The sequence below is a fragment of the Gimesia benthica genome, from assembly GCF_009720525.1.
GTDB classification, from domain to species: domain Bacteria; phylum Planctomycetota; class Planctomycetia; order Planctomycetales; family Planctomycetaceae; genus Gimesia; species Gimesia benthica.
This window is the reverse complement of the sequence record NZ_CP043930.1, coordinates 5,140,421-5,152,921: the sequence shown is the minus strand read 5'-3', so window position 1 is coordinate 5,152,921 and position 12,501 is coordinate 5,140,421. Positions and strand designations below refer to the sequence as shown.

Here is a 12,501-nt window from a genome sequence, read left to right as displayed (position 1 = left end):
AAGCTCTTTCCTGACGGAAATACAATCTCTCAGGAAACGGTTAGCTGATACTTTACGCTGGATCTGACAGACAGATGAAACTGCTTCGCCTTTTAATGATCGCACTGTTGCTGCAACCGTGCCCCGTCTGCTGGGGACATGGTCTGGCCGGCTGCGATGAAGCTGTTTCCACCGCAGGCGAAGTCTGTCTCGCTCCCGCTCCGAATTGCAGTTGTTGCGTGCATACCTCGAAGTCGGCAGAGATCCGCAGTGAATACTCGCATGATGATCACCATGACTGTCCCTGTATCTGTCACATGGCCGATCAGGTTTTTGCACCGAATGCACCAGTAGTGCCACTCATCAGTGTGACACCACTTCCCGGAATTGTGGTCAATCATGATCAGGACTGGTCGCGTTTCACCGTCCTGGATTCTTTCTCCAGGGACACATCACAGACGCCGCTGACGCTCCCCTTGCGTTTATAAATTCTCGTGGCCTGCTCTGCGCAGGCGATCGCTCTGGATGCTGAACCAGAGTTGTCTTTCAGTTGATATACCGAGGAGAACAGCGCTGCGCTAAATCCATCAGAAGATCACAGATCTTCACGCGGAGCACGTTCCACGTCCGTCGCTGGCTCCTCTCACCAAAATAGATTTATTCATTCCCATTACTGACAAGGAAAATGATCGTTATGATGACTCCTTCGATTCTCAGACTGTTCAAAGTTAACGGTATCCGCCTGCTGGCCGCCGGAACTCTGCTGAGTTCTCTGACCACGGTATCGATGGCTGAAGAGGTACCCCGCGTCGCTGCCCTGAGTCGAGCCGAAAGCTCGCGTGCTACAGCTTCGCAACAGAACAAATACACGTTCATCATGTTCTACAAAGATCAGGATGACGCGACGAAAAGCATGTGGAATACGCTGTCGCAGAACCTGAACGGCAAGAAAGAGACCACCTCTTTTGTCGCCGTGAATACCAACGATCCTAAAGAGCAGAAGATCATTGAAGAGTACGGTGTCTCCCGGGCACCGATGCCGCTGACGCTGGCAGTTGCTCCCAATGGTGCCATCACCGGATCGTTCGTGAAACAGATCAATGATGATTACATTCAGCAGGCTTTTGTGTCTCCGACCAAGGCCCGCTGCATGCTGAACCTGCAGAGCCGCAAAATGGTTCTGCTGTGTGTCAATCCTGGCGGAAACACAGGCGTACCTGCGGGCGTGCAGGCATTCAAAGCGGTTCCCTGCTACAAGGACGTGGTGGAAGTCGTCACCGTCGACCGCAGTGCACCGGGTGAAGGTGACTTCCTGAAAGAGCTGGAAGTGCCGGCTTCCCAGGAATCGTCAATCGTGTTCATGGCGCCTCCGGGTGTGATGATTGGTCAATACAGCGGTCAGGTTACCAGCCAGCAGTTGATCGCCGAGCTCAAAAAAGCGGGCAAAAGCTGTGGTGTGGAAGGCTGTAAGCACTGTAAAGAATAGACCGTCTCACTCACAGAAGGAGGTTTCTCATGACAATGAGCACCATGATCTGGAAAGAACTGAAGGAGCGTCCCACGGCGTTGATTGCCAGTCTGCTGGCGATCATCCTGAGTGTGACAGCACTGGTGGCGATCCGCAACATCACGATCTTTTCTGAACAGGAAGTAGCCGGCAAACTCGACGAACTGGGGGCCAACGTGTTGATTCTCCCCCAGGGAGTCACCTTGCAGGACTACTACGCTGCGGACATGCACCAGGAAACGATTCCTGAAGAACACGTGGCCGAACTGGCACTGGCGGGACTTACCGGCGTAGAAGCGATTACGCCGAAACTGTGTGTCCCGACCAAGGTCGACGACCAGGATGTGATTCTGACGGGGATTCTGCCTCAATCAGAAATTCAGAAGATGAATGCCTGGTCGGGGGGCGGCATGCTCTTCAAAAAGCACGAAGGCTGTAAAGCGAAGATCAACGTTGCCGACGAAAACCAGGATTCCCCCGAGGCGCTGGCCGAGCGACGTTCGCTGCAGCATCTGAATAAATCGGAAGTCATACTGGGATCGGACTTCGCTGCTGCCAACAACCTCAAAGCCGGTGATTCACTGGAACTGCTGGGAGAGTCGTTCAACGTCCTGACCGTACTCCCTGCAACTGGTACTGTGGATGACAGCCGGGTGTTTGCTCACCTGCATACCGTCCAGCGGCTGTCTTCTGCGGGTCCGGTTGTGAACATCATCGAAGTGATGGGCTGCTGTGAGGATGTGGCCAATGGTCTGGTAGGCGATCTGTCAAAGCTGCTGCCGGGCACGAAGGTAGTCACCATCGCCAACGTGGTCGAGACGCAGGTTTCGATCAACCGGATGATGACGAACCTGTCGTACCTGTTCCTGGCGATTCTGATTGCCGTGGGCGGTGCGAGTATGGCCAGCGCGAGTTTCGCAAATGTCATCGAACGCCGCCGGGAAATCGGTACGCTGATGGCACTGGGAGCGACGCCGCGTTTCGTCACACGGCTCTTCCTGGCGAAAGCAGCGCTGCTGGGTCTGGCCGGTGGTATCTGCGGGTATATCCTGGGCAGCGTGATTGCTGTCTTCCTGGGTCCTGCCTTTGCGGATGTTGCCGTCGTTCCGGTTCCCGGTCTGGCACTGGTCGCTGCAGCGGTGGCGGTACTGGTCACACTGGCAGCCAGTTACTTTCCGGCACGCCAGGCGTCCCGCCTCGATCCCTGTCTCTGTTTCAAGGAGGTCTAACCGCATGTTGAAGTTAGAAAACGTCAAAAAAGTCTACCGCAAGAAACAGGACGAAGTCGTGGCCCTGGATTCCACCAGTGTCGACATTCCGCGGGGAGATTTTGTTTCGATTATCGGCCCCAGTGGCAGTGGCAAAACGACGCTGCTGTCAATGCTGGGAGCGATGTCCGCCCCTTCCGAGGGACGGATTCTGCTGGACGGGGAATCGATCTATGATCTCCCTGTCGAACAACGGGCCGAAGTCCGTCAGAACAAGCTCGGGTTTGTGTTTCAGACATTCAACCTGATCCCCTATCTGACGGCGATAGAGAATGTGCAGGTCCCCATGATGCTGTCGCAGAAGTATAAAACGGAGCGACAGCAGCGGTCCGAGGAACTGCTGGCCACCGTCGGCCTGCAGGATCGTCTGCAGCATAAACCGAGTGAGCTGAGTATCGGCCAGCAGCAGCGCGTGGCGCTGGCCCGGATGCTCGCGAACGACCCTTCGATCATCCTGGCCGATGAACCGACGGGAAACCTCGATCCCGATACCCGGGATCAGGTCCTGTCGTTTTTGCGGCAGTTTAACGAAGAAGGTCGGACGATCATCATGGTTACGCATGACCTCTCCGCTGCGGGATGCGCCCGCAGGACCCTGAAGCTTTCCGAGGGTCGAATTCAATCAGGCACTGAAGAGGATCTGAAGAAGTCGGCTTGAAGTTAATCACGATCTGGTAGAAGTGATGCGGGCCCCCTCACAAGACGAGGGGGCCCGTTTTTTTACGTCTACTTCAAGGACGGTCTATGAGTTACTTCGTCGCTTTGAGACCAACCGGTTTGCCGTCGAGCTGCCATTTGGGATCGACTTCGCCCAACAGGTGCTGTAGTGCGGTCGCGGTGACGTCTACGAGGTAGGCCTGCTGCGAGATTTTGCCGGGTGCCACGGAGGGGCCATGGGCGATCAGAAAGACGCGACGGATTTCCGGTACATTCAGGCCGTCGCTGTGACTGCGTTTCAAACCGCCATGATCGGTGCAGACGATTGTGAGCCAGTCCTCATTCTTGAAATTCGGTCGTGATTGAACAGCCTGCAGCAGGGAGTTGACGCGACTGTCGATGTTCTCGATCGCGGTGATGTATTCGGGCACTTCAGGGCTGAAGCCGATCGCATGGCCGGTGGCGTCGGTCTGATGAAAGTAGACGAACATCGCGTTGGGATCTTCTTCGCGGAGGATGCGAACGGCAGTCTCGGCAATAGTTTTGTCCCGCTCTCCTTCCCGAGCGAGGGCATCGGTATTGCGGGGATCGGGGGGCTGAACATAAATGCGGACGCTGTTCTTTTCATGCAGTTCCAGATTCAGGGCACCGGCTTTGCCGTTGTAATTGCCGAAGAGGATATTTCGTCCCTTATCGGTCGTGCGAAAGCGGGCTTCGATGGTGAAATCAGCATGGGGTAACTGTTTGAGGGATTCGGTTAACGGAACCTGCAGACCGTGGTTTTTCCCGCCATTATGGGGCAGATCGAGGACCTGTGAACCGGAGTCGGCAGCGTCTTCAAAGCGATATTCGGCAACCAGGCCCTGGCGATCGGGAGTCGCACCGCTGGCGGCCTGTGCAATTTGTTTATCGGTTAACGACCGGTTCCAGAGTCGGATATCGTCGAGTTGACCATGGAAGCAGGTCGGACCGGTGCGGGAATCCCGGCCGAGAAAATAGAAGTCGCCGCCGAGTGTATAATCGAGGTCGACGCCTGAGAGCGAACCGATCTCTTTGCCGTCCAGATAGAGTTTCAGAGTGTCTTTCTGACGGGTAGCGAGCAGGTGATGCCATTTACCGTCGCGGGTGTCGATGTTGAGTTTATCACCAGAGACGCGGAGGTCTGCGATCTGCTGTTTACTGCGGGGGAGCGGGAAGACCTGAGCGATATCGGCCTCGGAGAGAATGTGTTCGTGAATGGGATCCCAGGAGACGAGCGAGACAGTCTTCGCGTCGGGCCGCTGGCGTTTAAGGCGTTTGAAAAAGTGGGGGAAGAGTTCGTAGTTTTTCCCTTTGAAGCTGTTGTCGTGCACGCCGTGCTTGTCGGCCCAGACGCCGGTGAGGATGCTCGACCAGCCGGGACCGCTGATGGTATCGTTCTTCTGATAACGCGTGCCCAGAATATTGGCATCGTCGGTGAAGGCGCCTTCCTTAATCAGTCTGTCGAAGGTGGGGGTCTTCGCTTTCAGCAGGGCGTCGGGGCGGGTGCCGTCCATACCAATGATGAGGACATGCCTGTTGGATTGATCAGCGGGTTCTTTTGCCTGAACTGTCTGCAGGAACAGAGACGCCAGCAGGCAGCAGAGCAGACCGGCACAGAATTTTGAGCGGTTCATCACATTCACTTTCATCAGAAGACAGAGAAGGACTGACGGTCAGCGCACTGCTGTACCGCCAGAGCATTCCTCAGTATAGAGAAAGTGCGCGGCGGAATTCAATTAAGAGGAGATGAAGCTATGGTTAACCCGTCCCCTCAATGATAAGGGAATTGATTCCTGCAGTAAGCAGCTGCAGACATTATTGGTCTGTGGGTTTGAGCGTGACGCCAGCTCCGATTACTGCGACCCAGGGATCGGCTTTGGTTGGTTCCGTCGCGATCACCCAGATTTGTGCCTCCCCCTTTTTCAGAGCACAAGTGGTAAAGACGGGAGCCTGCTTCGGCAGAGTGCCGCTCCAGCCGGCTGCCATCAGCGCATCGACTACGGCCTTGCCCACCGCGAATGCGGAACCCGATTTGACCTGCATCCGCAGAGCGTACGGTTTTTCCTGCTGCACTTTAAGACTGTCTTTCGTCAAAACAGCGACTTCCGGTTTTTCGCCTTTACGATACGTGGCTTTGCGCCCCTCTTCTTCGTAAGCAAGAACTTCTTCTTCCGCCACTTCAGCGGCGGTCTGATGTTTGATTCGCACGCGGGTGCGGCCTTCAAAATCGTGAGTGGTGATCGTAATCATCTGCTGTCCCGGTTTGCGGAAGATAGTGAGCTTCTTCCATTTGATGGCAACCGGCTCGTCGGTTGTGGCCTTCCAGCCCTCGGTCGCCAGGGCCTTGCGATAAAAATCGGTTACCGCCTCGAGAGTGGCATTGGTATCGAAGGACAACTCGGAGGTCATATCGGTGTAACGAAATTCGATGGCATCCGGGAAAGCCGGCAGAGCGAGCGAGAGCAGCGAACTGGTATAAGTAATTGCGGTTTTGCCTCCCTGGCCTGGTGCACTCATGACGTTTACCATCACCAGCACCGCGTTCTGACGATAATAGGCCGTGGTACTGGCGCTGCCGTAGGGGGACCAGCCTGCTTTCAGCATCAGATCGCGACACTGTTCCGCCGTCTCTTTCACAGGGGCTTCGGTTGTGTACATGATGGTCGCTGGAAAAGCATAGACCTGCTTCGCTCCCTTAGGGACCGGCAGGGCAGTTAATGGAATATTGCCGTAGCGTGAGAAGCTCACGTTGACCGGACTGGTAGGAGTAGGCTGCATGACCGAGAGGTTGAGGTGAAAATCACCGTGTGTGAACTCAACGCCGGCGAAGGGGCCTTTGCGACGGCTGCCTGCGACTTCTTTCCATCCCCGCCCGGTCAGTTCTTTGACATTAAAGTCGAAGATTTCTTTGAGAGGCTGCTTAGCCGTGTAACTCAACGTTGCCATTCTGCGGGGGCCTTGCGTCGCGGCGCCGGCGGGTAAGGGGAACGTGGCCAGGTCGAGAACGGCTTCTGCTTCAGCGGTTGTTGCCGCCTTACCGGGGGTTTTCGTGGACGCTGCTGTTAAGGAGCTGGCACCGGCAATGAAGAGAGTTGAGAGCAAACCAGATACGACAACCAGAATGAGACGGGGGACGCGCATTTCAGAGGCACTCCAACGGGTGATTCCTGACCTGAAATCCTTCGCGACTGCGTTTTCAGTTGTTGTCTCAGCGAGGCCGTTTCTGGAAAACGTTGACGAGTATGCTCTCTATTTTACCCGTCGGCAGGAGAAATCTGCCAGTCCAATTTTTTTGAAAAGTAGAGAGGAAGAACGCCTGAAGACTTGGCTTCAGGCGTTGCTGCCCCGTCGAGTTATTCAAAGGTCAGCGTGACCTTATCAATCATCGGTTTTGACTTGTTGGCGGTCGTGTCTTTCAGTTTCAGCTCAAAGCCGAAGCCATAACCGGCGGGTAAACTGGTCAGGTCGAGTTGAGCCGGTGTTTTTTTGACGTGTTTGGAGAGGCCGGGCGTGTAATCGTAGGTCTCTTTGACTTCCTGCCAGTCGGTCCAGGTATCGAGTTTGCCGTCGTTGTCGGTGTCTACGCCGACATGGGCCTCGACCTGTTCTACCCAGGGTCCGGGGCTGGTAAAATCAGTTTTCTGCTGGGTGAAGAGATAGAAGCGACCTTCGGCAAAGCCGATATCGGGGTCGGGGTGTCCTTCGCCGATCTTGTCGCACCAGGCAAAAGGTCCGTCGATACGGGGACTCGTGAACCAGGCGACGCTCATGTGTCCGCCGCCGGCGGGATCGTAATCGCCGAAGAGGTAGTATTGTGAACCGACGCAGATGGGGGCCCAGTCGCCGTAGGCTTCCTGTTCGGGCTCGTGAACGTGGTATTTCCCGATGTTGGTGTTCCAGTCGGGGTGCTGCAGCCAGTGCGGGTGTTTGTATTCAGCGATTTTGCCGGTGTCCTTCGTGCGGTTGTCGACGGGTGGGGCGAGGAACTTCCAGTCCGTGACGCCATCTTCGCTGACCGCGTGAGCAGCCAGCGGGGAGTCCCATGAGCGTTTGCTGGCGTTGATGGGGCTCCAGTCTTCGAGGATCACGTGGAAGCGTCCCTCCTTATCGCGAATGAAGCCGGCGTCGGAGCCGTGTGAGGGATCTTTGACGGCCAGGCCCATGTCTTTGCCGGGTTTGCCGTCGGTGAGATCTTCGTCGATGTAGACGTGCGGGTCCTGGTCGTTGGGGTAGTCGTAATAGATGTAGACCTTGCCGTCTTTATATTCGGCGCTGGTCACCCAGCGGGAGAAGGCTTCGGTGACGGGTCCGTGGTGTACCCAGTTGACCATGTCGCGACTCTGCCAGGCGTGGTAGCCGCCGAGTCCTTTGTTGAGTCCCCCCGGTGCATCAAACTGATGTTTCCAGGGCGTGGTCTGCAGCTTGACGTCGAACCCGTCGAGTTTAGCGGCTTCGGGTTGGAAACCTTTCTTTTTCTTCACGCCGCCGTAACGTCCGAAGACCCAGTAATTATCAGGACCGATGGGCAGAAAGACGGGAGCATCCTGCAGATTTACCGGGCCGAGGTTCGCGACGGGTTCCCAGTTCTGCCAGAGGGGAGACTGCTGGACGACCAGCGATTTCGCTTTGTGTTTCTTTTTAAAGCGTTCGACTTCACTGACGAAGGTGGCTTTGCTGTCAGTGGGAACCGCAGTGCCGTCTTTGAATTCCAGGTGCGTCTGATAGTTGGCTGCAGCGGTCCATTGCTGTTGTGTGTCGATCACCCAGTCTTCAGCGACAGCAATCGTCGTGAGTGAAAGAGAGAGCAGGGAACTGAGAATGAAGCAGGCTGGATGCTGAGGCATGGTTCTGGTTTCCGATGAAGTTGCGCGAGGTTCAGAGGACTCCGGGAGTGAACGGGAGTGTGATGCACACACTCCCCCATTCCCTTCACAGTAGCCTGCGTGTTGAGAGATTGCAATGTGCGGTTCCCAGTGGCCAGTGCTTTGTTGTTGAGATGGTACCTGCGTAGAGTTAGAATCGCAGGTTGAGTGATCATTAATCACCTTCACCTTATCAAGAGGTTTATCATGTACCGCAGCCTGCTGTGTCTGATTGTGTTACTGTTACTGATTCAACCCACGGAGGCGGAAGAGCGCCGTCAGCCGAACATCCTGTTTATCCTGGTGGATGACCTGGGCAAGGAGTGGATCAGCAGTTACGGGGGTGAAGGAGTCTGGACGCCGGCCATCGATCAGCTGGCGACGACCGGAATGAAGTTCAACAACGCGTGGTGTATGCCACAGTGCACGCCGACGCGGGTGACGCTGTTGACAGGTCAGTATCCGTTCCGGCATGGCTGGACGAATCACTGGGATGTTCCCCGCTGGGGCGCGGGTGCGCATTTTGATCCGAGTTTAAATACGACATTTGCGAATGTACTCCGCGACGCCGGTTACAAAACGTGTGCGGTGGGGAAGTGGCAGATCGACGATTTTCGTGTCGAACCGAAGGCGATGGAAGAAGCGGGCTTCGACGACTGGTGCATGTGGACGGGGTATGAAGCAGATAACCCGCCGAGTGCCGAGCGGTACTGGAATCCCTATATCAATATCAAGGGGAAAGGGAGCAAGACCTTTCAAGGTGAATTCGGTCCCGATATTTTCTGCAATTACCTCGCGAACTTCATACAGAAACACAAAGACGAGCCGATGCTGCTCTATTATCCGATGGTGCTGACACACAGTCCGCTGACGACGACGCCCGACAATAAACAGGACTTCGAAAACGATAACGACCTGGGTCAGAACGAGCGAAAACAACGGATGTTCGCCGGCATGGTGCGTTACACCAACAAGCTGGTCGGACGACTGCTCATTGCCCTGGACGCTGCCGGGGTGCGTGAGAATACGATTATCGTCTTTACTACCGACAACGGTACCGGCGGCCAGAGTAACAAACGCAATGGTCGTATGGTGCGGGGTGGTAAGACGAAGATGACTGAGCAGAACGGGACGGCGATGCCGTTCATCGTCAACTGCCTGGGTACGGTGCCCGCGGGTGTGGAGACGGACGCCCTGATCGACTTCACCGATATCCTGCCCACGTTTGCCGAGCTGGCAGGAGCCAAGCTGCCGGCGGATCGCGTGGTGGATGGGAAATCGTTCGCACCGCTGATTCTGGGAGAGACGCAGACAGGGCCGCGGGAATGGATTCTCTCAATGGGAGGCGGGCCGGCGGCGCTGCGTGACGGACGCGTTCAACCCGCGCTGGATTATGACGACCGTGTGATTCGCGACAAAGACTATAAGCTGTGGATCAATGCGAAGGGGAAACCGTTTAAGCTGTATAAGGTCAGCAGCGACGCGTGGGAAGAGAAGAACCTGATCGACTCCAATGATCCTGAAGACCAGGCTGCTCTGAAACGGCTGACCGCAATCGCAGACCAGTTCCCGGAAAAAGATGCTGCTCCACGGTACGAAAAGAATCCGCCACAGAAGTGGGATCAGAAACCGGGAATTCTGGGCGGGAGTAAAAAGAAAGCGAAGCGGAAATAATCAGTCTTTTATGAACCACGAAAGACACGAAAAAGGTTTTTGTGGCGAGTCTGTCCTGATCCTTGAAAGATAACAATACATGAGCAGTACTGAATTCTGGTTAACGCCGCTGATCCTGTTGCCGGGAGTGGCGTTGCTGATTGGTTCGACTTCGGCCCGCTTTGGTCAGATTCATACCGAGTTTCACCATCTGCTGGATCACCCCGATGCGGGGGCGCAGATTCTGTCACGCAACCTGCAACAGCGGGCGCGGCTGTTCCGCGACGCACTGGCGAGCCTGTATGTCAGCGTGGGACTGTTTTCGCTGGGGAGTCTGCTGGGGGGCGTCGTGAATCTCTGGCGGCCGCAATCGCTCTGGTTTGTGGGCGGGCTGATCATCGTCGGCATCGGCTGCGTGGTGTTCGCCTCGGTGCAACTGGTGCGTGAATCGCTGTTGAGTCTGAATGTGATCGACGAACACTTTGAACGGATCGAGCGGGATTGTGAGCGGTAACGAACCTCACTTCTCCGCCGGAAACTGTTTCATCAATTCTGCGGCCGCCTTTTGTGTGGCTTTCCAGTCGCCGGTTTCCTGGGGGATGACTTTGACGATGACGGTGAAGTCGAGCTTGTCTCCCTGCTTGAAAGCCTGGCCGTCGTTGTGGCGGAGGTAGTATTTGTGGTAGCGGTCGAGGTCCCAGATCATGCTGGCGCTTTTGTTGCCGGTGATGACGCGGGGAGTGTAACAGAGCACGCTGAGCTGTTCGGCCGGATTGAACTGGGCGACCCAGGATGTGTCCTGACTGACGGCCATTTTCTTGGAGTGCGAGAGCGGGCCGGTTTCGATGGTGCCGTCGGGGAGGCGTGCCATCCATTTCGTAGAGCTTGGCGGGAAGCAGTGCATGAAGTAATAGAGCAGGTCCAGTTCGCAGTCTGCGAGGGCTTCCAGCTGCGTGCGTTCAAAGACTTCGGAATTGGTGATCGTGGTTTCGGCGCGAACTTTGAATTTCCAGATCGTGGATACCTTGATGAACTCAATCCGTTGGCCTTTGATTGTCTCGCCGGTCTTCGTGATGGGAACTTCTTTGCCGTCGACAATGAGCTGTAATTTGTGAACGACCTCGCGGCCCCCTTCTTTGTGGCCGGTACCCCACCACTGTTCGCCTTTGGGACGCAACACAGTTCCATAGTGACCGTTGTTGAGGCTGAACTCGTACCCTTTATAAAACATCTTCTCGATGGTCCAGCCACTGGCGGCGTCCATGGGGATGGTGTAGTTATCTGTCTCGAGCGTGAGGAAGCCGGTTTCGGGAACGCCGGGATCGTAGAGTCGGTCCGGGCTCTGATCGGCGGCTGGTAACGGGCTGACAAAGAGGAGCAGGAGGGAGAGACAGCAGGCGAGCAACGTTCGGGCGAGGGTCATTTCAAACTCTTTTCAACAGGCGGTTGACAGGTGTTTCGCCCGTGAATGTACCGGCGAAAATTCAGATTCATGCGTGATAACTTAACGTTGTTTATGATATATTGAAAGTGATTCATAAAGGAACGATTTTATTCCAGCGCTGCATTAATTTGAATGAAACGAGGTAGATATGTGGAATCCGACCATTTCGCGACGTGGTTTTCTGTATGCAACGGGCGCGGCCTGCTGTAGTGCGTTGTTGCCTGTGAGTGCAGCTGCCGATCCGGCGCAACAGGCGAAGAAATACAAGAAGCTGGACTGCCACCTGCATATCAACCACAAGGGGCGCACGATTGAAGATACGATCAAGCATATGGATAACACCGGAACGGATAAGGCGTTCATCCTGCCTTTAGAGACGGGAGAAGGGGGCGTGACGCTAAGGACCGAAACCGTACTGCATGCGTTTCACCAGTACCCGGAGCGTCTGATTCCGTTCTGCCAGACCGACATTCGTCAGCCGGATGTGATCGAGCGAATTCGCGCTTACCACCTGCTGGGCTGCCGGGGGATCGGCGAACAGAAAGAGCATCTGCCTTTGAATGACAAACGGGTGGAGGCGGTCATTGCGGAGTGCGACGAGCTCAACTGGCCGATCACAATTCATTTCCAGGATGACAAAAAAGGATTCAACCAGGGGATCGAACAATACCTGGAACCGTATCTAAAGAAATACCAGCGGGTGCGGATCATCGGTCATGCCCAGTCCTTCTGGTCGCATATCAGTGCCGATGTTCCGTCGCCGGATAAGACACTCTATCCGCGGGGACCAGTCAAGCCGGGTGGACTGCTGGATCATCTGCTGAGCAATTATCCGAACCTGTATGCGGACATGTCCGCCGGCAGCGGGTTTAATGCGCTGTCGCGAGATGAAGAATTCACCGCCGGTTTCCTGGAACGGCATCCGAAACAGATGCTGTTCGGCAGTGACTGTCCCTGTAGCGACGGTCGAGGTGGCGAGTTCAATGGTGTCTGTTACAGCACGCGTCTGCAGGAGTTCCTCGTGCGGATGGTGAAAGATGAAGCCACGCTGCAGGACATCTTCTACAACAACGCCGAACGCGCCTTGAACGGGAATGCGTGAGAGGGAAG

At 55.6% G+C, this 12,501-nt stretch carries 11 protein-coding genes; 7 read left to right on the top strand and 4 right to left on the bottom strand.

Annotated features, from left to right (window positions below; all coding sequences use genetic code 11):
* Window positions 1-74 precede the first annotated feature (74 nt).
* The 4 genes from F1728_RS20055 (at window position 75) to F1728_RS20040 (ending at window position 3,412) form a co-directional block, all read left to right on the top strand.
* Entirely contained in the window at window positions 75-467 is a 393-nt protein-coding gene (locus tag F1728_RS20055; protein ID WP_155365561.1) for a hypothetical protein, read from the top strand.
* A 206-nt stretch (window positions 468-673) separates the two neighbouring features.
* Window positions 674-1,465, top strand: coding sequence for a hypothetical protein (locus F1728_RS20050; RefSeq protein WP_155365560.1), 792 nt, complete (start codon window positions 674-676; stop codon window positions 1,463-1,465).
* A 29-nt stretch (window positions 1,466-1,494) separates the two neighbouring features.
* Window positions 1,495-2,715, top strand: a complete 1,221-nt coding sequence (locus F1728_RS20045) for an ABC transporter permease (RefSeq protein WP_155365559.1) — start codon at window positions 1,495-1,497, stop codon at window positions 2,713-2,715.
* Window positions 2,716-2,719: 4 nt separating this feature from the next.
* A complete protein-coding gene (locus F1728_RS20040) occupies window positions 2,720-3,412 on the top strand; it encodes an ABC transporter ATP-binding protein (protein ID WP_155365558.1) in 693 nt (230 codons plus the stop codon).
* Window positions 3,413-3,503: 91 nt separating this feature from the next.
* On the opposite strand, the gene F1728_RS20035 is transcribed toward F1728_RS20040, so the two are convergent.
* The 3 genes from F1728_RS20035 to F1728_RS20025 all read right to left on the bottom strand — a co-directional run bounded on the left by F1728_RS20035 (window position 3,504) and on the right by F1728_RS20025 (window position 8,276).
* Window positions 3,504-5,066 (bottom strand): LamG-like jellyroll fold domain-containing protein, encoded by a 1,563-nt coding sequence (locus F1728_RS20035; RefSeq protein WP_194242455.1) that lies wholly within the window; start codon window positions 5,064-5,066, stop codon window positions 3,504-3,506.
* 181 nt (window positions 5,067-5,247) lie between these two features.
* On the bottom strand, window positions 5,248-6,573 hold the full coding sequence (locus F1728_RS20030; protein ID WP_155365556.1) for a hypothetical protein: 1,326 nt from the start codon (window positions 6,571-6,573) through the stop codon (window positions 5,248-5,250).
* Between the two features lie 212 nt (window positions 6,574-6,785).
* Entirely contained in the window at window positions 6,786-8,276 is a 1,491-nt protein-coding gene (locus F1728_RS20025) for a glycoside hydrolase family protein (protein WP_155365555.1), read from the bottom strand.
* 225 nt (window positions 8,277-8,501) lie between these two features.
* Between F1728_RS20025 and F1728_RS20020 the strand changes: the two genes are divergently transcribed.
* The gene (locus F1728_RS20020) at window positions 8,502-9,968 is read left to right on the top strand and encodes a sulfatase-like hydrolase/transferase (RefSeq protein ID WP_155365554.1); all 1,467 of its coding nucleotides are present in this window, start codon (window positions 8,502-8,504) and stop codon (window positions 9,966-9,968) included.
* A gap of 79 nt (window positions 9,969-10,047) precedes the next feature.
* A complete protein-coding gene (locus tag F1728_RS20015) occupies window positions 10,048-10,461 on the top strand; it encodes a DUF2721 domain-containing protein (protein WP_155365553.1) in 414 nt (137 codons plus the stop codon).
* 6 nt (window positions 10,462-10,467) lie between these two features.
* Here F1728_RS20015 and F1728_RS20010 read toward each other — a convergent pair whose 3' ends face one another.
* Window positions 10,468-11,370, bottom strand: coding sequence for a hypothetical protein (locus F1728_RS20010; protein ID WP_155365552.1), 903 nt, complete (start codon window positions 11,368-11,370; stop codon window positions 10,468-10,470).
* Window positions 11,371-11,539: 169 nt separating this feature from the next.
* On the opposite strand from F1728_RS20010, the gene F1728_RS20005 reads away from it, so the two are divergent.
* Window positions 11,540-12,493, top strand: a complete 954-nt coding sequence (locus F1728_RS20005) for an amidohydrolase family protein (protein WP_155365551.1) — start codon at window positions 11,540-11,542, stop codon at window positions 12,491-12,493.
* Window positions 12,494-12,501 lie beyond the last annotated feature (8 nt).